21 protein-coding genes and 1 tRNA gene are annotated in these 23,981 nt (G+C 57.9%); 9 read left to right on the top strand and 13 right to left on the bottom strand.

Annotated features, from left to right (window positions below; all coding sequences use genetic code 11):
• Positions 1-11 precede the first annotated feature (11 nt).
• The 5 genes from ABLU87_RS29115 to ABLU87_RS29095 are packed head-to-tail and all read right to left on the bottom strand — an operon-like array spanning position 12 to position 4,882.
• Entirely contained in the window at positions 12-1,544 is a 1,533-nt protein-coding gene (locus ABLU87_RS29115) for an aromatic amino acid ammonia-lyase (protein WP_064358626.1), read from the bottom strand.
• Positions 1,545-1,554: 10 nt separating this feature from the next.
• Entirely contained in the window at positions 1,555-2,430 is an 876-nt protein-coding gene (locus ABLU87_RS29110) for an ABC transporter substrate-binding protein (RefSeq protein WP_122117064.1), read from the bottom strand.
• A gap of 30 nt (positions 2,431-2,460) precedes the next feature.
• Complete coding sequence (locus ABLU87_RS29105; protein WP_122117065.1) at positions 2,461-3,141, bottom strand: ABC transporter permease; 681 nt, start codon at positions 3,139-3,141, stop codon at positions 2,461-2,463.
• Between the two features lie 2 nt (positions 3,142-3,143).
• Positions 3,144-3,788 carry an ABC transporter permease subunit gene (locus ABLU87_RS29100; RefSeq protein WP_004848024.1) on the bottom strand — a complete coding sequence of 215 codons (645 nt, stop codon included), beginning with the start codon at positions 3,786-3,788 and terminating at the stop codon, positions 3,144-3,146.
• Positions 3,785-4,882 carry an ATP-binding cassette domain-containing protein gene (locus ABLU87_RS29095; protein ID WP_109241007.1) on the bottom strand — a complete coding sequence of 366 codons (1,098 nt, stop codon included), beginning with the start codon at positions 4,880-4,882 and terminating at the stop codon, positions 3,785-3,787. The genes ABLU87_RS29100 and ABLU87_RS29095 overlap by 4 nt, the downstream gene beginning before the upstream one ends.
• A gap of 507 nt (positions 4,883-5,389) precedes the next feature.
• Between ABLU87_RS29095 and hutU the strand changes: the two genes are divergently transcribed.
• Genes hutU through hutG form a run of 4 tightly spaced genes read left to right on the top strand, consistent with a single transcriptional unit; the run spans position 5,390 to position 10,535 of the window.
• A complete protein-coding gene (gene hutU / locus ABLU87_RS29090) occupies positions 5,390-7,066 on the top strand; it encodes a urocanate hydratase (protein ID WP_064378319.1) in 1,677 nt (558 codons plus the stop codon).
• A 52-nt stretch (positions 7,067-7,118) separates the two neighbouring features.
• Positions 7,119-8,513: a cytosine permease gene (locus ABLU87_RS29085; protein WP_025107235.1), complete on the top strand. Its 1,395-nt coding sequence runs from the start codon at positions 7,119-7,121 to the stop codon at positions 8,511-8,513.
• Between the two features lie 11 nt (positions 8,514-8,524).
• Positions 8,525-9,733 carry an imidazolonepropionase gene (gene hutI, locus ABLU87_RS29080; protein WP_122117066.1) on the top strand — a complete coding sequence of 403 codons (1,209 nt, stop codon included), beginning with the start codon at positions 8,525-8,527 and terminating at the stop codon, positions 9,731-9,733.
• Positions 9,726-10,535: an N-formylglutamate deformylase gene (hutG, locus tag ABLU87_RS29075; protein ID WP_014228071.1), complete on the top strand. Its 810-nt coding sequence runs from the start codon at positions 9,726-9,728 to the stop codon at positions 10,533-10,535. The genes hutI and hutG overlap by 8 nt, the downstream gene beginning before the upstream one ends.
• 224 nt (positions 10,536-10,759) lie before the next feature.
• Here the strand turns inward: hutG and ABLU87_RS29070 are convergent, their stop codons facing one another.
• The 3 genes from ABLU87_RS29070 to ABLU87_RS29060 all read right to left on the bottom strand — a co-directional run bounded on the left by ABLU87_RS29070 (position 10,760) and on the right by ABLU87_RS29060 (position 13,423).
• On the bottom strand, positions 10,760-11,986 hold the full coding sequence (locus ABLU87_RS29070; protein WP_122117067.1) for an MFS transporter: 1,227 nt from the start codon (positions 11,984-11,986) through the stop codon (positions 10,760-10,762).
• Positions 11,987-11,995: 9 nt separating this feature from the next.
• Positions 11,996-12,196, bottom strand: coding sequence for a hypothetical protein (locus tag ABLU87_RS29065; protein WP_014228073.1), 201 nt, complete (start codon positions 12,194-12,196; stop codon positions 11,996-11,998).
• Positions 12,197-12,529: 333 nt separating this feature from the next.
• A complete protein-coding gene (locus ABLU87_RS29060) occupies positions 12,530-13,423 on the bottom strand; it encodes an NAD(P)/FAD-dependent oxidoreductase (RefSeq protein ID WP_122117068.1) in 894 nt (297 codons plus the stop codon).
• Between the two features lie 119 nt (positions 13,424-13,542).
• Between ABLU87_RS29060 and ABLU87_RS29055 the strand changes: the two genes are divergently transcribed.
• Positions 13,543-14,202 carry a TetR/AcrR family transcriptional regulator gene (locus tag ABLU87_RS29055; protein ID WP_122117076.1) on the top strand — a complete coding sequence of 220 codons (660 nt, stop codon included), beginning with the start codon at positions 13,543-13,545 and terminating at the stop codon, positions 14,200-14,202.
• A 379-nt stretch (positions 14,203-14,581) separates the two neighbouring features.
• Here the strand turns inward: ABLU87_RS29055 and ABLU87_RS29050 are convergent.
• The 3 genes from ABLU87_RS29050 to proB form a co-directional block, all read right to left on the bottom strand.
• Positions 14,582-14,657: transfer RNA gene (locus ABLU87_RS29050), tRNA-Thr, on the bottom strand.
• A 112-nt stretch (positions 14,658-14,769) separates the two neighbouring features.
• The gene (gene proA, locus ABLU87_RS29045) at positions 14,770-16,023 is read right to left on the bottom strand and encodes a glutamate-5-semialdehyde dehydrogenase (RefSeq protein WP_122117069.1); all 1,254 of its coding nucleotides are present in this window, start codon (positions 16,021-16,023) and stop codon (positions 14,770-14,772) included.
• Positions 16,024-16,033: 10 nt separating this feature from the next.
• Entirely contained in the window at positions 16,034-17,137 is a 1,104-nt protein-coding gene (gene proB, locus ABLU87_RS29040; RefSeq protein WP_004848066.1) for a glutamate 5-kinase, read from the bottom strand.
• A gap of 290 nt (positions 17,138-17,427) precedes the next feature.
• On the opposite strand from proB, the gene phoE reads away from it, so the two are divergent.
• Positions 17,428-18,480 carry a phosphoporin PhoE gene (gene phoE / locus ABLU87_RS29035; protein ID WP_004129421.1) on the top strand — a complete coding sequence of 351 codons (1,053 nt, stop codon included), beginning with the start codon at positions 17,428-17,430 and terminating at the stop codon, positions 18,478-18,480.
• 61 nt (positions 18,481-18,541) lie between these two features.
• Here the strand turns inward: phoE and ABLU87_RS29030 are convergent, their stop codons facing one another.
• A complete protein-coding gene (locus ABLU87_RS29030; RefSeq protein ID WP_025107227.1) occupies positions 18,542-19,105 on the bottom strand; it encodes an NlpC/P60 family protein in 564 nt (187 codons plus the stop codon).
• Between the two features lie 330 nt (positions 19,106-19,435).
• On the opposite strand from ABLU87_RS29030, the gene ABLU87_RS29025 reads away from it, so the two are divergent.
• Positions 19,436-20,380, top strand: coding sequence for a LysR family transcriptional regulator (locus ABLU87_RS29025; protein WP_048261336.1), 945 nt, complete (start codon positions 19,436-19,438; stop codon positions 20,378-20,380).
• On the opposite strand, the gene ABLU87_RS29020 is transcribed toward ABLU87_RS29025, so the two are convergent.
• Complete coding sequence (locus ABLU87_RS29020; protein ID WP_122117070.1) at positions 20,377-21,444, bottom strand: ABC transporter substrate-binding protein; 1,068 nt, start codon at positions 21,442-21,444, stop codon at positions 20,377-20,379. The two genes, ABLU87_RS29025 and ABLU87_RS29020, sit on opposite strands and share 4 nt — an antisense overlap.
• A 222-nt stretch (positions 21,445-21,666) precedes the next feature.
• On the opposite strand from ABLU87_RS29020, the gene ABLU87_RS29015 reads away from it, so the two are divergent.
• Positions 21,667-23,235, top strand: coding sequence for an ABC transporter permease (locus ABLU87_RS29015; RefSeq protein ID WP_122117071.1), 1,569 nt, complete (start codon positions 21,667-21,669; stop codon positions 23,233-23,235).
• On the top strand, positions 23,232-23,975 hold the full coding sequence (locus tag ABLU87_RS29010; protein ID WP_014837530.1) for an ABC transporter ATP-binding protein: 744 nt from the start codon (positions 23,232-23,234) through the stop codon (positions 23,973-23,975). Before ABLU87_RS29015 ends, ABLU87_RS29010 begins: the two co-directional genes overlap by 4 nt.
• The last annotated feature ends 6 nt before the right edge of the window (positions 23,976-23,981 follow it).

Here is a 23,981-nt window from a genome sequence, read left to right as displayed (position 1 = left end):
GGCGCCTGTTGTCACTCCTCTTCGCACAATGCCTGCAGCATCGCGCTGAGTTCGCCCTGATTAATCAGGGCGCGTAGCGCATGTATATCGGGGTAGAGCAGCGTATCTTTATCCCGGAACGGCACCGCCTGACGCACTCTCTCCAGCGTCGCCTCGCTGCCCACGGCGGCACGCAGCGGGCGATGGAACTCCAGCGCCTGACAGGCGCACAGCAGTTCGATGGCGACGATGTCCACGGCGTTTTCTACCGCCTTAAGCGCTTTACGTGCGGCTGCAACCCCCATGCTGACATGATCTTCCTGACCGGCGCAGGTGGATACCGTGTGGATACTGGCCGGGCCGGCCAGACTGCGGTTATCGCCCGCCAGCGCAGCGGCGACGTAGGGTGGGATCATCATCCCGGAGTACCCCGAATCCGGCGAGATAAGAAAGGCCGGCAGCCCGCTGAGATGCGTATTGGTTATTCGGTCGCAACGGGCCTGGGAAGCGGTGCTCAACTGGGCAATCGCAACGGCCAGCGCATCCAGCGCCAGCGCCGTTGGCGCACCGTGACCGTTGCCCCCTGGCATCACGATAAGCCTGTCTTCTTCTACCAGAAACAGCGGATTATCGGTCACCGAATTGAGTTCGATGGTCATAATCTGTCGACAGTGGGTCAGCTGGTCGCGCACCGCGCCGTGGATCTGGGGGATACAGCGTAAACTAAGCGCGTCCTGAACCCGGTGGTCGCGATAACGCGCCAGGATCTCGCTGCCTTTCAGCAGGCGGCGCAGGTTTTGCGCGGTTTCCTGCTGTCCGGGATGTGGGCGCAGGGCGTGCAGGCGGGCATCGTAGCCGCGCGTATTGCCCCGCATGGCCTCGAGGCACATCCCGCCCGCCATATCGGCGACGGGGAGCAGACGCTGGAAATCCGCCACGGCCAGGCAGCCCAGCGCGGTGATCTCATAGGTGCCGCCGACCAACGCGTGACCCTCTCTGGGACCGGGAACATAGGGCGGGATACCCGCCCGCGTCAGCGCCTGTTGCGCCGGCAGCAGTTCTCCCTGATACCAGCATTTGCCCTCGCCGAAGACCGCAAGGCCGATATGGGCGGTGGCAATCAGGTAACCGACGGAGCCGCCGGCGGGTGACCACGGCGTGACCTGACGGTTCAACATATCGGCGATACGCTGCGCCAGCGCCGGGGTAACGCCGCTGTATCCCTGCAGCAGGGATTTTAACGTCACCGCCATCATGGCCCGCACTTCACGCACCGTCAGGTCCGGACCGACTCCGCAGGCGTGGCTGCGCAGCATATTCAGCTGAGTATCCGTCATCCTGTCCGGGGACAGCCGGGTGGTGACCAGATCGCCGACGCCGGTCGTCAGCCCGTAGATTACCTGGCCTTGTTCAATGGCGCGCTGAATACGGCTGCTGACCCGCGCCATATTATCCAGCGCGGCCTTCTCCAGCGCGATCGGCGCGCCGTCGGCAATCCGCACTATCTCATCCACAGTACCCGGTGCCTGCCCGAGGGTAATGCTGCCGTTCAGAGGAGTTGTCATGTCTGCGACCTTATTGGCTAAATCCGTGTTTTACCAGCCACTGATGCGCGATATCGTCGATGCTGACAAATTCGGCAATTTTCTCGTTCATGTCGATCAGATCTTCAGTCGTTAGCTGAGCAGAAACTTTATTCAGCGTGGTGGTCACGGCGTCATTCAGCGCTTCACTGGCGACGATTGGCACAATATTTTGCGCCGCGAACAGATGTTTTGTGTCTTCCAGCACGACAAGGCTATCTTTTTTGATTGCTGGCGAGGTTGAAAGCAGATCGGCGACCTGGACCTGGTTATTTTTCATGGCGCTGAGCGTCAGCGGCCCGCCGACGTCCAGCACTTTAAAACTCTTAAAGTTCAGCCCGTACACGTCGCGCAGGCCGGAGAGCCCCTCATGGCGGGTTTTCCATTCCGCCGGGCCGCCCAGCACCAGCTGGCTGGCAACAGGCTGTAAATCGGCGATGGTTTTCAGTTTATATTTATCGGCGGTTTTCTGCGTCACGGCCAGAACGTCGATATCCTGAGCCTGGGAGATCTGCAACATTTTAACTTTCTCCGGCAGCTTAGCGGCCAGCTCTCTGGCGACGTCCTCACTACCGTGTGCCGCATTTTTCGCATCCAGATAGCTCAACAGCGCGCCGCTGTATTCCGGGATCAGCGTGATGGAGCCGTCCAGCAGCGCCGGGATATACACTTCGCGGCTGCCGATGTTCAGCTTTTTCTCCACCGGGATGTTTTGCGCTTCTAACGCACCCGCATAAATGGTGCCCAGCAGTTGGCTTTCCGGGAAGTCTGCAGAACCGACAATGACTTTCGGCGCGGCCCAGGCCGATGAGGTCGCCGACAGCAGCAGCGCTGAACACAGCGTCAAAACACGTTTTTTCATATTCATTGAGGTATCCTTTTGAGCAGTGGAATGAGGTTATGGGTTTTTAATACGCCGGGTAATACCGGGTGAAACGACTATTTTTTGCGAGAAAGAGAACAAGCAGTCGATCAGTAAAGCCAGTAGCGCCACCAGCATGGCGCCGGCGATCATCTGGCTGAAATCGTTCGCCGCGCGTCCGTCAATAATCAGACGTCCGAATCCCCCCAGCGAGACATAGGCTGCGATGGTGGCGGTGGAAATAATCTGCAACGTGGCGCTGCGCACGCCGGAGAGGATCAGCGGAAGCGCGCAGGGCAACTCCACCTGTAGCAGGATCTGCAGCCGCGTCAGCCCCATGCCGCGAGCGGCATCAAGGACATAGGGATCGAGCGCGCGAATACCCGCATGTACACCCAGCGCAATCGGCGGGAGCGCCAGCGCCACCAGCACCAGAATACAGGGCAGAATAAAGGCCATATCGGACTCAAACTCGCCGGAAAGTAAAATCACCAGCAGAATAATCAGCCCAAATGAGGGCAGGGAGCGCAGGGCGTTGGTGGTACCGATGAGCAGGCCTTCCCCTTTACCGGTATGGCCGGTGTAGCAGCCGACGGGAAACGCGATGATAAAGGCGATCGCCAGAGCGACAGCGCTATAGCTGATATGCTGCGCCAGAAGGGGGAAAATGCCGCCCTCACCAAACCAGTGGATGGGATCCATAAACCAGGTAAGCATAATTATCCTCTCTGAGGTTGCCAGCGGCTGAGTTGACGAGTGGCGTAAACCACCAGCATATCCAGCAGCAGCGCCAGAATGATGCTGAGCGCGATCCCGGCGATGATGGGCGTCAGAAATTGCAGCTGGAAGCCCAGGGTAAACAGCGAGCCGAGCTGCGGTGCGCCGATTAATGCCGCGACGGAAACGATACTGACGTTAGACACCACGGCAACGCGCAGGCCGGAACCAATCACCGGCACGGCCAGCGGCAGGTCGATCTGGAAAAACTGCTGAGCGGGTTTATACCCGAGCGCTGCCGCGGACTGACGGGTATCGGCCGATACGGAGTCCAGCCCGTCGCAGACGGTGCGAACCAGTAGCGCAAAGCTGTAGATGGTCAGTGCGACCACAACATTAATGGGGTCCAGAATCTGCGTGTGGAGCAGCGGGGGCAGCAGCACAAACAGCGCCAGGGAGGGAATGGTATAGAGTAGGCCAAACAGGTTAACGATCGCCGACTTGACCGATGGCAGGTGGTGAATGCCCCAGCCTACAGGGATCGCCAGAATTAACCCTATCACTACCGGCACAATTGCGAGATAGCTGTGCCAGAGAAACAGGTTGAAGATTTTATCGCTCTGCGCCCATAGCCAATCGAATCTCATGCTCCCTCCTGGTGCGTGGATTTACACATGTCGAGTACTTGATCGAGGTGGATGGTCCCCTGCGGGATTTGCCGTTCATCGACGATCACGGCCCGGTGGTTGGGCGAGCTCAGCGCAGCGTCCAGCAAATGGCGCAACGGGCTCCCCTGCTGGTGGAACGTCGCCCCCAGATTGATGTTGTCGTGGGTAATTGCTGTTGCCGGCTGATGGGTGTCGAACCAGCCAAACGCTTTGCCGTTTTGGGTAACCAGCAGCCAGCGGTCGATGGCCATCTCTTTGGCCTGCTCGAAGGAACAATCCAGCTCGGCATAGGGCTCGTCGCGTAACCCGGTTTCTGTGTCGGCGGCGTGGAAACTCAGTTTGCGATAGCCTCTGTCTTTGCCGATAAAGTCCGCCACAAAGGCGTTTTGCGGCGTATTGAGCAGTTCGCCTGGAGAGGCCATCTGCGCCAGCTTGCCGCCAGGTTTAAGTACCGCGACCAGGTCGCCGAGCTTCATGGCTTCATCAATATCGTGAGTGACCATAATGATGGTTTTGCTCACCTCTTTCTGAATACGCAAAAACTCTTCCTGCAGCTGTTCGCGGACCACCGGGTCGACCGCGCTGAACGGTTCGTCCATCAACATAAACTCCGGGTCTGCCGCCAGGGCGCGGGCAACGCCCACGCGCTGCTGCTGGCCTCCGGAAAGCTGCCAGGGGAAGCGTTTGGCGATTTGCGGATCCAGACCGACGACTTCCAGTAATTCCCCGGCCCTTGCTCTGGCTTTACTTTTGGCGGCGCCGTTGAGAATCGCGGTGGTGGCAATGTTGTCGATAATGTTTTTGTGGGGGAATAAACCTGCATTTTGAATGACATAGCCAATACGGCGGCGCAGTTGCACGATATCCATTTGCTCGGTGGCTTCGCCGTTAAGCAGGATCCGGCCCGATGACGGTTCCACTAACCGGTTAATCATCCGCAGTGAGGTGGTTTTTCCACAGCCCGAAGGGCCGACAAATACCGTAATTTTGCCACCCGGCGCTACCAGGCTAAGGCCATCTACTACGACCGAACCGTTGTCGTAGTGCTTAGTCACATTCTGGAAGGTAATCATCTTCACGCCTCTGATTGTTGTGTGTGGTGTTCCCGAATGCAGGGGAGTCACGCGACAAAATGCTGCTATGTATAATCTTGTATGTACAACTAGCAAAACTTGTGCCACTGCCAGAGGGATATGCAATGAGATGGTTATTTAGTTAATTTAAAACAATTGCTTATAGTCTATTTGCGTTATCTGGCACTGCCGTCTATGGCGAGATAAGAAGTCATGACGAGATAGAAAATGCACTAGTGTTATCTTTTTGTGATGTTTTAGTGCACAAAAATAAGGCGAAGAGCTGTATTTTTGCACCAAAATGGCCCATCATCACGGTGTGTTCACGAGTGTATAGCGCAGTATGTCCTTCTGTTTTTATGTTAATTTGTTGAATTTTATTGGTTTTATAAATTAATTTCTAACCTGGCATCCAATATGCTTATCATGTATATACAATTAAAATGCAAATAACAAAACTAACAATTAATTAACATATGACAGGTAACGGATAAGAAGGTAAAGCGCATGAGTAAACAAGCAACCCGTTTTCGCGATGTTGAAATCAGAGCCCCGCGAGGCACTAAGCTGAACGCAAAAAGTTGGTTCACAGAGGCGCCGCTGCGCATGCTGATGAACAACCTGGATCCTGATGTCGCCGAAAATCCAAAAGAGCTGGTGGTGTACGGCGGTATTGGCCGGGCGGCCCGCAACTGGGAATGCTACGACAAGATCGTTGAGACCCTGAAGCAGCTCAATGATGATGAAACGCTGTTGATCCAGTCCGGCAAACCGGTGGGGGTTTTCAAAACCCACGACAACGCCCCGCGGGTGCTGATCGCCAACTCCAACCTCGTACCGCACTGGGCAAACTGGGAGCACTTCAACGAGCTTGATGCACAAGGTCTGGCGATGTACGGGCAAATGACGGCAGGCTCATGGATCTACATCGGCAGCCAGGGCATTGTTCAGGGCACTTACGAAACGTTTGTGGAAGCCGGGCGCCAGCACTATAACGGTAGCCTGCGCGGACGCTGGGTGCTGACTGCGGGCCTGGGGGGGATGGGCGGCGCCCAGCCGCTGGCCGCAACCCTGGCGGGAGCCTGTTCGCTGAATATTGAATGCCAGCAGTCGCGTATCGACTTCCGTCTGCGTACCGGTTATGTCGATGAGCAGGCCAGCGATCTGGATGACGCCCTGACCCGCATCGCCCGCTATACCGCAAAAGGAGAAGCGGTATCCATCGCGCTGCATGGCAACGCGGCGGAAATTTTACCGGAGCTGGTCAGACGTGGCGTGCGCCCGGATATGGTGACCGACCAGACCAGCGCACACGATCCCCTCAACGGTTATCTGCCGCTGGGCATGAGCTGGGAAGACTACCGCGCTCGCGCGCAGTCCCACCCGGTGGAGACGATCAACGCGGCGAAATCCTCAATGGCCGAACACGTTAAAGCCATGCTCGCCTTCAGGCAGCAGGGCATTCCCACCTTCGATTACGGCAACAACATCCGCCAGATGGCGAAAGAGATGGGGGTGGAAAACGCTTTTGACTTCCCAGGCTTTGTTCCCGCCTATATTCGTCCGCTGTTCTGCCGGGGGATTGGCCCATTCCGCTGGGCGGCGCTTTCCGGCGATCCGCAGGATATCTACCGCACCGACGCGAAAGTTAAAGCGCTGATACCCGATGACGAACACCTCCACCACTGGCTGGATATGGCCAGAGAGCGCATCAGCTTCCAGGGGCTGCCGGCCCGGATCTGCTGGGTCGGCCTGGGACAGCGCGCCCGGCTGGGCCTGGCGTTTAACGAAATGGTCCGCAGCGGCGAGCTGTCGGCACCGATCGTGATCGGCCGCGATCATCTTGACTCCGGCTCCGTTGCCAGCCCTAACCGCGAAACGGAAGCGATGCAGGACGGCTCCGACGCGGTCTCCGACTGGCCGTTGCTGAACGCGCTGCTGAATACCGCCAGTGGCGCGACCTGGGTTTCCCTGCACCATGGCGGCGGCGTAGGGATGGGCTTCTCCCAGCACTCCGGCGTCGTCATTGTATGCGACGGCAGCGATGAAGCGGCGGAGCGCATCGCCCGGGTGCTGAGCAACGACCCGGCCACCGGTGTGATGCGCCATGCGGATGCGGGTTATGACATCGCGATTGAATGCGCCAGAGAGCAAGGACTCAACTTGCCAATGATTGCGGACTAATTTCTCCGGCGAAGGGGGCAATGTATCCCCTTCGCCTCACCGGAGTGCTGCCATGAATAATAACAACACAACATACATCGAAACACGTTCTATTGAACCCATCCCTGACGGTGAACGCCACGGTAGCATTTTTAGCCAGTTCACCCTGTGGCTGGGGGCTAACCTGCAAATCACCGCCATGGTCACTGGCGCATTAACTATTGTATTCGGCGGGGATGTTTTCTGGTCGCTGGCCGGTCTTATGCTGGGGCAGATTGCCGGTGGGATTGTGATGGCATTGCATGCCGCGCAAGGGCCGCAGCTGGGGATACCACAGATGATCAGCAGCCGGGTACAGTTCGGCGTCTACGGCGCCTGCCTGCCGATTCTGCTGGTCTGCCTGATGTACCTTGGCTTTATCGCCACCGGGGCGGTGCTGTCCGGCCAGGCGATCTCAGCGGTTTTCCATACTACGGAAACCAGCGGCATTCTGCTTTTTGCTGCCGCCACGCTGGTTATCGCCTATGTCGGCTATCGTTTGATCCACCTGTTGGGTAAGCTGGCGAGCCTGGTGGGGATTATCGCGTTTATCTACCTGCTGTGGAAAATCAGTTCCTTTCCGGCTATTGGCGACCTGCTGAGTATCCGACCCTTTAGCTGGAGTACGTTTTTAACCGCCACCGGCCTTGCGGCTTCCTGGCAGATCACCTTTGGCCCCTATGTTGCCGATTATTCCCGCTATCTGCCGCGCAGCACCTCTCCCGGGAAGGTCTTTTTCGCCGTCGGGAGCGGTTCGGTGATTGGCGCGCAAATCGCCATGACCGTCGGGGTGCTGGCTGCCGCTCTCTCTCAGGGAAAACTGGTCGGTCATGAGGTGGACTATATCGTCGGCCTGGGCGGCACCGGCGCGATTGCCACGCTGTTATATCTGAGCATCGCGTTTGGTAAACTGACGATCAATACCCTGAATGCCTACGGCAGCCTGATGTGCCTGGCGACGGTGTACAGCTGCGGGAAGCAGCGAGTGCGCGTAAGCCAGTCGGTACGTCTGCTGGTGCTGGCGATGATTATTACCCTGGCGACCGCTATCGCGATTATCGGGCAACACTCTTTCCTGTCGGCTTTTAAATCCTTCCTGTTGTTCCTGTTGACTTTCTTTACACCGTGGAGCGCGATTAACCTGGTGGATTACTATTTCTTCAACCATCAGGCGATAGACATGGAGGCGCTGAACGATCCGAACGGGAAATATCGGGCGTGGAATGTGACGGGGCTCGGGGTTTATCTCGTTGGAGTGGCGGTACAGACGCCGTTTATTGATAGTGGATTCTATTCCGGCCCATTCGTGAAGATGCTGGGCGGTATCGATATCTCCTGGCTTATTGGGCTGGCGCTACCGGCGGGGCTCTACTATGTCCTGCGCAAAGCGCAGTCCGCAGCGGCGGCTGGCGCCGCCATCAGTCGTTAAAGGAGAGCGCCATGTATACCCTTTGGCACCACTGCCGGATCGCCACCATGGCCGCAGGGCATTATCAGTTGCTTGACGATGGCGCGATGCTGACCGACGGCGCAGTGCTGTTATGGGTCGGGAACCGGGCAGAATTGCCGGACTTGCCCGTTGCGCAGCGGGTGGATTTGCAGGGCAGGGTGGTCACGCCGGGACTGGTGGATTGTCATAGCCACGCGGTGTTTGGCGGCGACCGGGCCCGGGAATTTGAAATGCGTCTCAACGGGGCGAGCTATGCGGAGATCGCGGCTGGCGGAGGCGGGATCGCCAGTACAGTCAACGCCACGCGACAGGCCAGCGAAAGCCAGTTGCTGGAGAGCGCGCGGCAGCGTATCCGGGAGCTGTGCCGGGACGGCGTAACGGCGCTGGAGATCAAATCCGGCTACGGCCTGGATCTGGCTAACGAACGTAAAATGCTGCGGGCGATCCGCCGTTTAGGCGACATATTGCCGCTGACCGTGCGCAGTACCTGCCTGGCGGCCCATGCGGTGCCCGTCGAGTATCAGGAGCGGGCGGATGCCTGGATTGACTATATTTGCGAACGACTGCTGCCGGAACTGCATCAGGAAGGGCTGGTGGATGCGGTGGATGCGTTCTGCGAACACCTGGCATTTTCGCCCTCGCAAGTGGAGCGGGTCTTTCAGAAAGCCCGGGAACTGGGGCTGCCAGTGAAGCTCCATGCTGAACAGCTAACGCTACAGCATGGGGCGGCGTTGGCCGCTCGCTACCATGCGCTGTCGGCGGATCATCTGGAATATTTGTGCGAAGAAGATATCGCCGCAATGGCACGCTATGGGACGGTGGCGGTGCTGCTGCCGGGCGCCTATTACTTCCTGCGTGAGAAACAGCTACCGCCGCTGGATCTGCTGCGTCAGTACCGGGTGCCGATTGCCCTCGCCAGCGATTTAAATCCCGGCACCTCGCCGGTGTTGTCCCTGCGTCTGATGATGAATATGGCCTGTACGCTATTCCGCATGACGCCGGAAGAGGCGTTGGCTGGCGTGACGCTTAACGGCGCGAAGGCGCTGGGGCTGGATACAGTTTGTGGTTCTCTGGAAGCCGGAAAAGAGGCCAGCTTCGTGGCGTGGGATATCGCTCATCCGGCGGAGCTAAGCTACTGGCTGGGAGGCTCCCTTTCGAAACAGGTGATTTATCAAGGTAAGGAGGTTTATTGTGATTAAGGCGTTTGATTTGCAGCAGGGGAACCTGCCGCTTCTGGTCAGTATGCCCCACCCGGGAACGTTATTAACCCCCGAAGTCGCCCAGGGGCTCACGCCGAGGGCGAAGCGTCTGGAAGATACCGACTGGCATATTCCCTTGCTCTATCAGACCATCGCGGACATGGGGGCCAGCACGTTATGCGCCCGCTATTCCCGTTATGTGGTGGATATCAATCGCCCGGCGGATGATAAACCGCTTTACAGCACGGCGACAACCGGGCTGTTTACCGATATCTTTTTTGACGGCGAAGCCCTGTTCGTGCCGGGCGGTGCGCCTGACGCGGCGGCGAAGGACGCGATCCTAAAACAGGTCTGGCAGCCTTATCACCAGGCGCTTGCCGCTGAACTGGCACGCCTGCGTGAGAAATTTGGCTATGCGCTGTTGTGGGATGCGCACTCGATCAAATCCGTGGTGCCGCGCTTGTTTGAAGGGCGCCTGCCGGATCTGAACTTTGGTACGGCGGACGGCGCCAGCTGTTCGACGCAGCTCAGCCAGGCGCTGCTGGCAAGCTGCAATGCGTTCCCGCAGTATAGCCGGATACTCAATGGCCGCTTTAAAGGTGGATATATCACCCGTCACTATGGCGATCCCGCCAACCATATTCATGCTGTTCAGCTAGAAATGGCCCAGTGCTGCTATATGGATGAGGAGAGCTTTGCTTATCTTCCGGAGAAAGGGCAGCAGGCGCAACAACTGCTGGAGAGGTTGATTAATACTGCGTTGCAGTGGGGGCGAGAGCAGTACGGCGAGCCCGGAATGTGAACGCGTATATTGAAAAGCTGAAGACACAGGCACCCGAAAAGTCTGTAAAACAGCCGAAGGCGATAAGAAAGGTCAAATAAAGCGACGCCTTACCACCTGCCTGACTTCTTCTGAAGAGAGGGGGAATGCGGGCCGTTAGCGGACCCCCTTATATCTCCGTCTTTCTGAACTGCCCCCCTTCCTTGCGGAAAGGGGCTTTTCACAATACCAGGACTGAGCGGGATTCATGAACCGTCTTCTGCAGGACGTGAGGCGGTCCCATTTGCTTTCCTCATCGCGTGGCTGTACTGCCAGGTGGAAACCAGACAGACCAGTAAAACCGGTATCATCATCAGACCCAGCAGCTTCCAGCCCAGCAAGGCCAGCATCACGCCCGCTCCTGATGTGGCTATCGCAGAGAAAACAAAGCGGCTGGTTTCGGCCAGGCCCTGCGCTTTTTTTCGCTCATTATCACGGTAGGACAGACTGAGCAGCGTCGAGCCGCCAACAAACATAAAGTTCCATCCGACCCCGACCAGAAGCAGACTTAAGCTGTATGCCAGCATCGTTTCCTCGGTCAGGTTTATCACGACAGCGGATATGTTGAGCGCAATCCCCGCGTACAGCAGAACGGTGAGCCCCAGTTTTCGTATCAGGAGGCCGGTAAACAGTGAAGGGACATACATCCCCAGCAGATGCAGCTGAATGACCAGTGCACCATCATTCATCGAGTGGTGGTGCGTAACGGAGAGCGGGGCCGCCGTCATCAGAAAAAGCATAACGAAGGAGCCAATAACCAGGTGAAACCAGGCCGTACGATAATCCGGACGTTTCATTAATTCCCGACTGGTTGGCGATACTCCCGGGATCGCCCGGGTGTCCGGGGAGGGGACGTCTCTTTTTGAACGTTCGAGGAACAGAGCCAGGTTAAGCGCAGACAGAATCCCCAGTCCCGCCACAACGAGATAAACACCGGCAAAGCGAGGGAGACCGGGGATATCCCGTGCAACAATCGTCAGCAACGGCCCCAGGATAGCTGCCACAACGCCGCCAATCATGACCAGGGAGATTGACTGACCCTTCACTTCCGGTGGGGAGTGATCGGCAGCAACCAGACGATAGTACTGGCTGAAAGCCTGATAGACACCTACGAGAAAGCAGCCGGTACAAAAAAGTAAAAAACTGCCCTTCAGCACAGCGAGAAAAGACAGTAATCCGCCCGCGGTACCGCAAAAAGAGCCCAGAATAAACGCGAGTTTTTCGTTTCCGCGACCAATCATGCCAGCCGCAAACAGACTCGAGAACGCGCCGGCGACCGTGATAAGTGCAAATGGAACCGTCGCCAGTTGAGCAGACGGCGCCAGCTGATAGCCCACCAGGGTGGCAATAGTCAGATCAACAGACACGGCACAGGTAAAAAACAGATTACTGACCGCTAGTATCACAGGGATCCTGCCAGGTATATATCGCATGGTCTCCTCCTACAGGAATTCCCCCAGGCCCGGTAATAAAGCATCATATTTCGCGCTTACCCATTTCTGAATTATTTCGTCAGGGACAATATGGTTTTCTTTTGACGGAATGTGTTCAGGGAGAGTCTGCAATATGCCAAAGGTTGAAACCGTTTCATCAGTATAATATTCGTCATGACTGGCCGTAAAATGACTTAATACCGATTCCATATTTATTACCTCTCCATTGTGTGAAAAAGAGATAAAGCAAGAATGGTGCCATTTAAAAAAGGATTTAGCCCGCTTTTTCCGGGGTTCTTGCACCGACGGGGAGCAAATGTATCAGCCCTGGTGCAATAAATGTAATTGCATAGAGATATTGTTAAAACTAAACCAGATAAATTATCTTGCGCTGCTTTTTTGACATTTAAAAAAGAAGGGGGCGCAGGAGTTCGCTGATTCAGCTACCGATCTTCTCGTCTAAAGGTTTGAATGGTTTTATGGCGGCCACGGGGGACTCCTGTCTGTTATGAAATTGAACTGGGGCGATCGATGTGTTTGCACTCAAGTGAGCATCGATTGCTGGGCGAAGATACCCGCCATCGCGCCTTGCCATGTTGCCGTAGTGACCGAGGGCATTCCCGGGTTGGCGAGGTCGCCAGCGGCGTAGATGCCTGGCTTGCTGGTTTCGCGGCGCTCATTGGTCTTGAGTACGAGGCCGGTTGGCGTATCAACCGTGGCGAGACCCAGGGACTTATGCAAACTTGCGGATGGCCTGGTACGGGGATGTGCGAAGAGGATATCGACCGCGACAGCGGGGCCGTTATCGAGTCGGACGGTGGACTTATGGCCTTCATTACCGAAAATTTCCACGATCTTGCCTTCAACGACGGCTTTGTTTCGGCGGACGAGGTCGGTTCGGATTTCGGGTGCGATGTCGTGACCATCGGTAAAGACCGTCAACCTGTCGGTCCAGTCATGGAAGAGCCTGACCTGATTGTGCGACTGCGGGCCAGACCAGATGAGGCCCCAATGCTGGTCGGCGACTTCAAAGCCGTCGCAGTAGGGGCAAGGTATGATGGACGTCCCCCAGCCTTCAGCAAAGCCAGGAATATCAGGCATCTGGTCAGTGATGCCATAGCTCAGGATCAGGCGGCGCGCCCTCAGGCTTTCGTTATCGTCAGTGACGACGTAGAAATCGTCGATGGTGCCGGATACGCTTTCGGCCCGCGCATTGACCAGCTCGATCGTTGGATAGCGCTCCAGCTGCTGACGTGCCTCGACCAGGATGTCCTGCGGCGGCTTGTGGTCGTGGCCGAGCACACCATGCGAATAGCCGGCAAAGCGATTGCGCGGCCGATCAGTGTCGAGGACCGTGACTTTGCGACGGGCGCGTCCAAGCTGCAGGGCGGCGGCAAGGCCGGCAAAGCTGCCGCCGATGATGATAACGTCATTCATGGTGATGGGCTCCGTGTTTTGGATGCGGGAAGATGGTTGGGTGTGGCGCGCCTTGCGTATTTGTGATACTTATTGGTATCCTAATTATAGAATTAGGATACTGTCAAGGACTATATTTCGTGACCCATAAAAACAGTCAGACCAGGCGGGGCCGGCCCGTCAACGAGGCGCTTGGCCAAACCATCGTTGACGCCGCGTCCGAACTCTTTTTGGAATTGGGAATTCAGGCGACGACCCTGGATAAGGTCGCCCAGCGAGCGAAGATATCCAAGCTCAGCATATATCGGCACTTCGAGAATAAAGAGGCGCTGTTCAGTGCGGCCATCGTGGCCGGCTGCAGTCAGTCGTTTGCACCGCAAGTCCTTCTGGAAGGCGTTGAGGGTTCGGTCGAAGAGCAGCTGATGGCGGTGGGGTCATTACTGCTTCGCACGCTGCTGAGATCGGACGTTCGCGGCGTCGAAGCCATGGTTACGGCCGATAAGAAGAATCAGGCATCGTTAAGCAAGCTCCATTACGAAGCCGGCCCTGCTCATGTCATCACCCAGGTCGAGGCTTTTTTGCGCCAGCTGCACGCAAAGGCGCTTCTGAACGTGCCCGATCCTCACCAGTCCGCTCGTTTGTTTGCCGCGCTTTTCAAAGGCTCCGACCTTCTGATGATCGCGCGCTTCGATGAGGCCAGAGCAGAGGACGACGACGAAATCGAAGCTTATTGTCGCTCGGCCGTCGCCATGTTCATCGCCGCGCACGGTGGCACTCCGGGGGCGCTATCGCGGCCGTGATCTTGCCTGGTATTCCAGCTTGCGTTCTGGTCGCAATGTGACGCCTACGTCATCTTTCTCATCAATGGCCGGGTGGGGCGTGGGAGAGAAGGGGGGATCCAAAGAATGTTTAATAAGCTATTGATATAAATGAGAAAATTTTTTAAGGCTGAAGATGGAAAAAGCGTATGCATGCCAAAAGACACTTCATATCGAAGCTAATGTGTTTTTAAAACTCATCGTGGGGGTTTCTATCCTGAACTGTGTATGGCAGTTGTGATGCTCTATCTCAGCGATAAGAACAGTGAGTTTGACTGTGTCGACCTCAGGGTAAAAGCAACCCCGGTGTAACCCCAGAGAGGATTTAAGGATAGTGGTTTATGTAACTATTTGATTTAACTGGTGCCGATAATAGGAGTCGAACCTACGACCTTCGCATTACGAATGCGCTGCTCTACCAACTGAGCTATATCGGCCCTGCAAGATGTGCTGACGAGCGTAAGCACGGGATAGAAGGTTAAAACTAAGTGGGTGATGCGTCAATGCCCTTGCGAATCAAACGGCTACTTTTGCATCACCCAATTAGCATTAAGCACGAATGGTATCGTCGCCGAAACCAATCCACTTATAGGTCGTCAGGGCTTCCAGGCCCATCGGGCCGCGCGCGTGCAGCTTCTGGGTGCTGACCGCCACTTCCGCGCCGAGGCCAAACTGGCCGCCGTCGGTAAAGCGGGTAGAGGCGTTGACGTACACCGCAGAGGAATCCACCTCGTTGATAAAGCGGTTCGCGTTGCCCAGGGTGCGCGTCAGGATGGCGTCAGAATGCTGGGTGCCGTGCTCGCGAATATGCGCTACCGCTTCATCCTGATCGGCCACCACCTTCACGTTCAGATCCAGCGACAGATACTCATTGTCATACTGCTCCGCTTTCACCGGCTCTACGCTGGCCGGGCCGTTTTGCAGCGCGGGCAGGGAGGCCGCATCGGCGTGCAGGCTGACGCCGCTTTCCGCCATCTGCTTGCTCAGCGCGGGCAGGAAGCGTTCGGCGATATCCTGATGCACCAGCAGCGTTTCGACCGAGTTACAGGCGCTCGGGCGCTGCACTTTGGCGTTAACGATAACCTTCAGCGCTTCGGCCACGTCGGCGGAGTGGTCGATATAAATATGGCAGACGCCGATACCGCCGGTGATCACCGGGATCGTCGACTGCTCGCGGCACAGCTTATGCAAACCTGCGCCGCCGCGCGGGATCAGCATATCGATATACTTATCCATCTTCAGCATCTCGCCGACCAGCGCGCGATCCGGGCTCTCAATCGCCTGTACGGTGGCCGCCGGTAAGCCGCACTCCTGCAGCGCCTGCTGAATCACTTTCACCGTGGCGGCGTTGGTGCGCCAGGTCTCTTTACCGCCGCGCAGAATCGCCGCGTTGCCGGTTTTCAGGCACAAAGAGGCGACGTCGACGGTCACGTTCGGACGGGCTTCATAAATTACGCCCACCACGCCCAGCGGCACGCGGCGACGCTCAATACGCAGGCCGCTGTCCAGCAGACCGCCGTCGATCACCTGACCGACCGGGTCCGCCAGGCTGCAGACCTGACGAACATCGTTAGCAATTCCGCTCAGGCGCGCCGGGTTAAGCGCCAGGCGGTCAAGCAGCGCCTCGCTCAAACCGTTGGCGCGCGCTTCCGCCAGATCCTCAGCGTTAGCCCGCAGGATCGCGTCGGTCTGCGCTTCAAGATAGTCGGCAATCTTTTCCAGCACCCGGTTCTTGTCGCGGCTGGAAAGCTGCGCGAGTTTGTACGAGGCCGCTTTGGCAGCAATGCCCATTTGTTCCAGCATTTTCAGCTCCTTAACGGATAATCATGTCGTCACGGTGGACGGCGACCGGGCCGTATTCATAGCCCAGAATGGCATCGATCTGCTGCGAGTGCTGCCCGGCAATGCGGCGCAGCGCATCGCTGTTATAGCGGCTGACGCCGTGGGCGATATCGCGGCCTTCAAGGCTGCGAATGCGGATCACTTCACCGCGCGAGAAGTTGCCGGTGATGGTTTTAATCCCTTTCGGCAGCAGGGAGCTGCCGCGTTCGAGAATTGCCTGGGTCGCGCCGGCGTCCACGGTAATTTCGCCCGCCGGCGGCGCGCCGAAAATCCAGCGCTTACGGTTTTCCAGCGGCGACTCCTGGGCGTGGAAGCGGGTCCCGACGGAGATGCCCTCCATCACGTCGCCAATCACCCCCGGACGGCTACCGGCGGCGATGATGGTATCGATGCCCGCGCGGCAGGCGACGTCGGCGGCCTGCAGCTTGGTGCCCATACCGCCGGTACCTAAACCGGACACGCTATCGCCCGCGACGGCGCGCAGAGCGTCATCGATGCCGTAAACGTCTTTAATCAGCTCGGCCTGCGGGTTGTTGCGCGGGTCGGCGGTGAACAGGCCCTGCTGATCGGTCAGCAGCAGCAGTTTATCGGCGCCGGCGAGAATCGCCGCCAGCGCCGAAAGATTATCGTTATCGCCGACTTTAATCTCGGCGGTCGCCACGGCGTCATTTTCATTAATGACCGGCACGATATTGTTATCCAGCAGCGCGCGCAGGGTATCGCGGGCGTTGAGAAAACGCTCGCGGTCTTCCATATCGGCGCGGGTCAGCAGCATCTGGCCGACGTGAATACCATAAATAGAAAACAGCTGTTCCCACAGCTGGATAAGACGGCTCTGGCCGACCGCCGCCAGCAGCTGTTTCGACGCAATGGTCGCGGGCAGTTCCGGGTAGCCGAGGTGCTCACGTCCGGCGGCGATCGCCCCGGAGGTGACTATCACAATTCGATGACCCATCGCGTGCAGCTGCGCGCACTGGCGCACTAATTCAACGATATGGGCGCGGTTCAGGCGGCGGGATCCGCCCGTTAAAACACTGGTGCCCAGTTTTACCACCAGCGTCTGGCTATCACTCATGATTCTCTGCCGTTCAAAAAGGAGTTTCGATATCGAGTTGATGTTGTAACAGGAGTCAGCCCGCTTGCCAACACCTGGCGTGGTGGACGAACCACTTCATTGCGCGGATCGGGCATTCTGGCGGGGAAGTGTGACACATTCATGACGGAAATAATTTAATACCCTTTTTTAGAAAAAGTTCCATATTGTCATAAATTTTTAATATTAGAGCGTTAAAAAACCTGCAGTTTTTGACGGGGCTTCCGCCCGGAATTGATTAGCGCGTATAAATAAATCACCAGGACTGAATAATGAAAAAGAGCTCACTGGCATTAATGATGATGGGTCTTATTGCTTCTTCGGCTACGCAGGCGGCAGAAGTTTATAATAAAAACGGCAATAAACTGGACGTCTACGGCAAAGTCAAAGCGATGCACTATATGAGCGACTATGACAGCAAAGATGGCGACCAGACCTACGTTCGTTTCGGCATCAAAGGCGAAACGCAGATTAACGACGATCTGACCGGCTACGGCCGCTGGGAATCGGAGTTCTCCGGCAACAAAACTGAAAGCGACTCTTCGCAGAAAACGCGTCTGGCGTTCGCCGGCGTGAAAGTCAAAAACTACGGTTCATTTGACTATGGTCGTAACCTCGGCGCGCTGTACGACGTTGAAGCCTGGACCGATATGTTCCCGGAATTCGGCGGCGACTCTTCCGCGCAGACCGATAACTTTATGACCAAACGCGCCAGCGGCCTGGCAACCTACCGCAATACCGACTTCTTCGGCGTGGTGGATGGCCTGGACCTGACTCTGCAATATCAGGGTAAAAACGAAGGCCGTGAAGCCAAGAAACAGAACGGCGACGGCTTCGGTACAGCCTTAAGCTACGACTTCGGCGGCAGCGACTTCGCCGTCAGCGCGGCCTACACCAGCTCCGATCGCACTAACGATCAGAACCTGCTGGCCCGCGGCACGGGTAAAAAAGCGGAAGCCTGGGCGACCGGCCTGAAATATGACGCCAATAATATCTACCTGGCGACCATGTACTCCGAAACCCGCAAAATGACGCCAATCAGCGGCGGTTTTGCCAATAAAGCGCAGAACTTTGAAGCCGTGGCGCAGTACCAGTTCGATTTCGGCCTGCGTCCGTCCCTGGGCTACGTGCTGTCAAAAGGCAAGGATATTGAGGGCGTGGGGAGCGAAGACCTGGTCAACTACATTGACGTTGGCGTGACCTATTACTTCAACAAAAACATGAACGCCTTTGTGGATTACAAAATCAACCAGCTGAAGAGCGATAATAAGCTCGGGATCAACGATGACGATATCGTCGCTGTCGGTATGACCTACCAGTTCTAAGCCGTCGCCGGTAAAAAACAATAAAGCCGCCGTGGTGACAGGGCGGCTTTATTCTTGCTGATTAACGGTTTTTCGCCAGATGCAGATTATCGTTATTCATCGTGATCTGCGCGTTATATTCCTTCGGCAGGCGGCGCGCCTGATAAAATACCGATTGCCAGTACGGATTATCCAGCGAAGAGCGCATCACGCCCTGGCTGGTGGAGGCATGAAGGAAATTACGGTCGGTATCATAGAAGCCGACGTGCATGCCGCCTTTAATGCGGAAGAAAACCAAATCTCCCGGCCGCAGCTGCCGCGGGCTCACGCGTTCTCCCATATGCAGCAGTTCGCGGGTGGTGATGCGCTCCATCGGCAGGTTGAAGCGATCTTTGAGCGTACGCCAGACAAACCCGGAGCAGTCGACCCCGCTTTGCTCCGTCCCGCCCCATTCGTAGGGCGTTCCCTCCCAGGTATGCATCTGATCGTGCAGCGCGGCGATCACCGGGATCAGATCGTCAGAACCTCCGTCGATGGTCGCGTGGCTACTCTGGGCGGCGGTTTTATGCGGTTTCGATGAGGATGAACATCCTGCCAAAAGCAAAAAAGGAACAAATAATAGCGCGTGAGAGAGTCTGGGCTTCATATCATTGTTTTTCGTCACTGAAAACGGGCCGTGATATTTTATAGCCGATTCGCTACGGCCTCAGAATGACCAAAAGCAAAATTTACGAAACCTTACGTAAATAATATAGGTTGGATACGCGGTGAACATCGGCGGCCTTTATTTTCGCCGGGACCGTCTCATCTTCCATTAATAAATTTTTTCTCTGTGAAACAATATTTCACAAATATCCGCGTGTCGCGCGTCTGTTCCGCTTCAGCGCAAGGTGAAAGATCCTCATCATCCCGCCATTGCGCCGCCAGGCTGCCCTCCAGTACTTTTGTAGACTAAAAGAGAGAGTGGGGCGGGCTAATGCATCTGGATTTTCGCCAACTGCGCAACTTTGTCGCGTTAGTTGAATACGGCAGTTTTAATCGCGCGGCGGAGGCGGTGTGCCTGTCGCAGTCGGCGTTCAGCCGCAGCATTCAGGCGCTGGAGCAGAGCGTCGGTCATCCGTTATTCGATCGCCAGAGCAAGCTACCGACGCTCACCCTGCACGGGCAAAAGCTGCTGCCCTACGCCCGCCGCTTTCAGGAGCTGAACGTGGAGCTCAGCAGCCAGCTGCGCGAAGCGGACGATGCGCAAAACGGCGAGGTCGCTTTTGGCTGCGGCCCGGCCCCTGCCGCAAGGCTGATTCCGGCCGCCGTCGGCGAGTTTCATCGCCTTTTGCCGCAGGCGAGGGTGCGCTTTCAGATTGATAACTGGCTGGCGCTGCATCAGGCGCTGACCTCTCAGCTCTACCCTTTTGTGGTCGCCGACAGCTGGCAGGCCGAGCTCGACCCGCAGCTGCGCGTGCAGCCGCTCAGCCCGCAGCGCTGCTTTTTCGTCTGCCATGCCGATCATCCGCTGGCCAAACAGGGGCCGGTCTCTATCCAGGCGATGCTGCGCTACCCCTTTGCCGCCCCCTATCTGCCGCCGGGCGTGCGCAAGGTGCTGGCGACCCTCAGCCAGCAGCAGGACTTTACCCCGGCGATTCAGTGCGATCATATCTACGCGCTGCTTGCCACCCTCGCGCAGACCAACGCGATTAGCTTCGCCAGCGAGGATGGCTTCGCGCTATGCCAGCACAGCCATCGTCTGGTTAAGCTGGAGCTCAGCGATCTGCCTGAGGAGTGGCGGCTGATGCAGACCCGGTTTGCCATTATCTCTCCGGTTCACGCGGCCCAGCCGCCGCTGGTGGAGAAGCTGATTGAGATTATCCTTCATACCGATCGTCAGCATCAGCTTCAGCTGCTGGCGCAGGAGGAGAGGGGTTAACCGGCGTTTTTCGCCTGGCCTTTGGCATCGTACTGCGGCCAGCGGTTTTCCAGCCCCTGGGCTTTCAGCGCCTGCTCGACAAACTGGCCGTCTACCCACTGGCTGACGTCAAAAGCGCTGCGGATTAGCCGCCCGGATTTAGCCTGTTCGACGCTATTGCTAAAGCTGTCGGTCAGGAACGGATCGATACGCGGCGAGGTGGTAAAGTTCAGATCCTGCGGCTGCAGCTCTTCGAGAAACAGCGCCTGCGGGATCTGGCTCTGCTGCGCCATCTCGGCGGACCAGGCGTCGCGATTGGCCGGGTCGCTGATTTCCGCGGCGTTCTTCACCAGCACGTTAACGATCTGCTGGGTCGCCTGCGGCCAGGCGTCTATAAACGTCTGCGTGCCGAGGAACCCGGCCTGAGTGGTGTTCTGGCGGCCGGAGTCACCGCTTTTGACGACCACATCAATCTTATCGCCGCGTAGCGCCAGCAGCGAAACGCCGCCCCACACCGCATCGACGCGACCGGCCGCCAGCGCCGCTTTGCCGGCGTTCCAGTCGAGGTTGATCACCTGCAGGCTGCGCTCGTTGAGGCCGACGGTTTGCAGCGCCCGGTCAAAGGCCAGCTGGTCCGCCGTGCCGCGATAAACCGCCACCCGTTTGCCTTTCAGATCGGCCAGCGTTTTAATCCCGGAAGCTTTGGTCACCGCGAGGTAAGATTCCGAACCCCGGCTGCCCAGCAGCAGGCGCGTCGGCAGCCCGTTGGCTTTACCGATGATCGCCGCCAGATCGCCGAGGTAGACAAAATCCAGCTGGCGGTTGGCTAAGGCTTCATTTACCGCCGGGCCCGCGCCTTTGAAAAACTGCCACTGCACTTCCACACCCTGCGGTTTAAACGCCTCTTCCAGCTGATGGCGGATAAACGCCATGCCGACCGGCCCCTCAATAAACGGCTTGCTGCCCGCGCTTTGGTCCGGCACGCCGATGCGAATGGTACGCAGCGCTTCGGCCTGCGCGCTGGCCGCCAGGCCGATAACCGCCACCAGCGCCAGCACGGTGCGGCTAAAAAATGCTTTCATCATAACGTGTTGCTCCCTTGAGTTTTTTCTCACCCTAAAGAGCCAACGGGCTGCGTGTTAAATGCTTTTATTCGCCAAGCTTGGGTGAAAAAAAGCTAAATCAAACGCCGCGCGCCCGGCAGGCTGAAATGCATTCGATGCATCGGGATTATTCGCCTTACGCAATGGCGGCGAAGGAGAAGTCACGTTTTGATAGCGGCATAACTTGCCGAAAAGTGGACCGATATGTCGCAGATGATCTTAAGAACCGATGCCCCAGGCAGGCCGGGCTTCAGGCTTAACGGCTGGCCGTGGCTGCTGCCTGCGTTACTGCTGCTGCTGTGGTACATCGCCGCCCGCGAACGATGGATGCCGGAGCAAATTTTGCCCGCGCCGTGGGTGGTTGCCGATACCGCGCTATCGCTGCTGAGCGGGGATCTGCTGGCGCAGTGGGGATTCAGCCTTCAGCATCTGGCGCTTGGCCTGCTGCTGGGCGCCATTGCTGGGACGCTGCTCGGCGCGCTGTTCGGCCTGGTGCCGGCCGCCGCGCAGCGGGTGGAACCGCTGTTCTACGCGCTGGCGCAAATCCCGACGCTCGGCTGGATCCCGCTGTTTATGGTGCTGTTCGGGATTGATAACGGCCTCAAGCTGGCGGTTATCATCAAAACCACCGTAGTGCCGATGACCATTAACACGCAGCAGGCGGTGGCCGGCGTGCCGCTGACCCTGAGCGAAGCCGCAAAGGTGATGAACTTTTCCCGCTGGCAGCGGCTGCGCTGGCTGGTGATCCCCGCAAGCCTGCCGGGCTGGTTTACCGGCCTGCGTCTGGCGCTATCGCAGGCCTGGGTGTCGCTTATCGTCGTCGAACTGCTGGCCTCTTCAGAAGGTATTGGCTACCTGATGGTCTGGGGCCGCCAGCTGTTTCAGCTGGATATCGTCTTCGTCACCATTGCGGTGGTTGGCCTGAGCGGCATGCTGATGGAGTGGGCGGCGAACCGCGCCTGTGCCCGTCTGGTGTTCTGGCCGCAGCTTGCCGCCGGACGCCTGGCGTGGAAACCGCAGGCCAGCTGGCGGGCGCTGCAGCTGCCGCTGGTCCTGCTGGCGCTGTGGCAGCTGGCAAGCTCGTGGGGCTGGATCGATGGCGCGCTGTTCTCTTCGCCGCTGGCGGTGGCGACGCGTTTTATTCAGGGCGCCCTGAGCGGGGAGCTGACTGCGGCGATGCTGGCAAGCCTCGGGCGAGCCTTTGTCGGCGGCGCGCTGGGGATTGCGGGGGGCCTGCTCTGCGGACTGCTGCTGGCGCTGCGCCCGCGCGCCGGGCAAATCTTCACGCCCACGCTCAACGTGCTGCGCCATATCGCCCTGTTTGCCTGGCTGCCGCTGCTGACCGCATGGGTGGGCAACGATAACGGCGGCAAAATCGTTTTTATCGCGCTGGCGTCGTTCTTTCCGATGTTCTTCAGCACCCTGCAGGCCGTGCTTCAGCGCAACCCGCAGCTCGACGAAGTCGCCAGGGTACTGCGCCTGGGCGAGTTAGCGCGCCTGCGCAGGGTTATTCTTCCCGGCGCGGCGCCGGGGATCTTCGCCGGTCTGCGGCTGGCGCTGATTTACGCCTGGCTTGGCAATATCGGCGCGGAATATTTCATGTCCTCCGGCGTCGGCATCGGCAGCCTGATGATCAATGCCCAGCAGCTGCTGGATATGCCCACCATTCTCTGCGGCATGGTGCTGGTCGGTATCACCGGCGCGGCGCTGGATAAAGCCGGACGTTTACTGGAAATGCGCGCCACCCGCTGGCGTCAACAGGAGCAGCTATGACCTCTTCAACCCTGGTCTCTTTTCGCCACGTGCGTAAATCCTGGCAACAGGTGACGGCGCTACAGAATTTCAGCCTGGATATTGCCGCCGGTGAACTGGTGGCGCTGGTGGGCAGCAGCGGCTGCGGTAAATCGACGCTGCTGCGGATGCTGGTAGGCCTTGAATCAGCGACCCAGGGCGATATTTGCATTAACGGCGAGCCGGTCACCGGCGTGGGCAAAGAGCGCGGCATTGTGTTTCAGGAGCCGCGCCTGTTTCCCTGGCTTAACGTGCTCGACAACGTGATGCTCGGCCTGGCGGATGAAAAGCTCAGCCGGGCGGCGAAGCGCCAGCGGGCGCTGGAAATGCTGGAGCGCGTGCAGCTCAGCGAATTCGTCAACGCGCTGCCCGCGCAGCTCTCCGGCGGCATGGCCCAGCGGGTGGCCATTGCCCGCGGCCTGGTGGCCCGTCCGCAGATCCTGATGCTTGACGAGCCTTTCGGCGCGCTGGATGCCCTGACGCGCCACACCCTGCAGCAGGAACTTTTACAGATCCACCAGCGCGCGGGAACCACCACCCTGCTGGTGACGCACGATGTGGAAGAAGCCGTCGCCCTGGCCGATCGCGTCGTCGTGCTTTCGCCGCGTCCGGGGCGGATACGGGAAGTGGTAAGCCTGGCGCTGCCCCATCCGCGCCAGCGCGATGATGCCGCGTTTACCGCCGCCTGCCGCCAGATTCGCAACCTGATTACTTCTGCCTGATTCTAT

Source organism: Klebsiella sp. CB_Kp196 (genome assembly GCF_040061575.1).
Taxonomy (GTDB): domain Bacteria; phylum Pseudomonadota; class Gammaproteobacteria; order Enterobacterales; family Enterobacteriaceae; genus Klebsiella; species Klebsiella michiganensis.
Note: the sequence above shows the minus strand (reverse complement) of the source record. Positions and strands in the feature narration are given on the sequence as shown.

What these genes read in the sequence shown, in the direction of transcription:
- proA (WP_122117069.1), bottom strand. Translation starts at nt 16,023, where the DNA reads ATGCTGGAACAAATGGGCATTGCTGCCAAAGCGGCCTCGTACAAACTC.
- ABLU87_RS29110 (WP_122117064.1), bottom strand. Translation starts at nt 2,430, where the DNA reads ATGAATATGAAAAAACGTGTTTTGACGCTGTGTTCAGCGCTGCTGCTG.
- ABLU87_RS29060 (WP_122117068.1), bottom strand. Translation starts at nt 13,423, where the DNA reads ATGAATGACGTTATCATCATCGGCGGCAGCTTTGCCGGCCTTGCCGCC.
- ABLU87_RS29085 (WP_025107235.1), top strand. Translation starts at nt 7,119, where the DNA reads ATGAATAATAACAACACAACATACATCGAAACACGTTCTATTGAACCC.
- ABLU87_RS29105 (WP_122117065.1), bottom strand. Translation starts at nt 3,141, where the DNA reads ATGCTTACCTGGTTTATGGATCCCATCCACTGGTTTGGTGAGGGCGGC.
- ABLU87_RS29030 (WP_025107227.1), bottom strand. Translation starts at nt 19,105, where the DNA reads ATGAAGCCCAGACTCTCTCACGCGCTATTATTTGTTCCTTTTTTGCTT.
- ABLU87_RS29065 (WP_014228073.1), bottom strand. Translation starts at nt 12,196, where the DNA reads ATGGAATCGGTATTAAGTCATTTTACGGCCAGTCATGACGAATATTAT.
- ABLU87_RS29095 (WP_109241007.1), bottom strand. Translation starts at nt 4,882, where the DNA reads ATGATTACCTTCCAGAATGTGACTAAGCACTACGACAACGGTTCGGTC.
- ABLU87_RS29020 (WP_122117070.1), bottom strand. Translation starts at nt 21,444, where the DNA reads ATGATGAAAGCATTTTTTAGCCGCACCGTGCTGGCGCTGGTGGCGGTT.
- ABLU87_RS29025 (WP_048261336.1), top strand. Translation starts at nt 19,436, where the DNA reads ATGCATCTGGATTTTCGCCAACTGCGCAACTTTGTCGCGTTAGTTGAA.
- ABLU87_RS29115 (WP_064358626.1), bottom strand. Translation starts at nt 1,544, where the DNA reads ATGACAACTCCTCTGAACGGCAGCATTACCCTCGGGCAGGCACCGGGT.
- ABLU87_RS29070 (WP_122117067.1), bottom strand. Translation starts at nt 11,986, where the DNA reads ATGCGATATATACCTGGCAGGATCCCTGTGATACTAGCGGTCAGTAAT.
- hutI (WP_122117066.1), top strand. Translation starts at nt 8,525, where the DNA reads ATGTATACCCTTTGGCACCACTGCCGGATCGCCACCATGGCCGCAGGG.
- hutU (WP_064378319.1), top strand. Translation starts at nt 5,390, where the DNA reads ATGAGTAAACAAGCAACCCGTTTTCGCGATGTTGAAATCAGAGCCCCG.
- ABLU87_RS29015 (WP_122117071.1), top strand. Translation starts at nt 21,667, where the DNA reads ATGTCGCAGATGATCTTAAGAACCGATGCCCCAGGCAGGCCGGGCTTC.
- proB (WP_004848066.1), bottom strand. Translation starts at nt 17,137, where the DNA reads ATGAGTGATAGCCAGACGCTGGTGGTAAAACTGGGCACCAGTGTTTTA.
- ABLU87_RS29010 (WP_014837530.1), top strand. Translation starts at nt 23,232, where the DNA reads ATGACCTCTTCAACCCTGGTCTCTTTTCGCCACGTGCGTAAATCCTGG.
- phoE (WP_004129421.1), top strand. Translation starts at nt 17,428, where the DNA reads ATGAAAAAGAGCTCACTGGCATTAATGATGATGGGTCTTATTGCTTCT.
- ABLU87_RS29100 (WP_004848024.1), bottom strand. Translation starts at nt 3,788, where the DNA reads ATGAGATTCGATTGGCTATGGGCGCAGAGCGATAAAATCTTCAACCTG.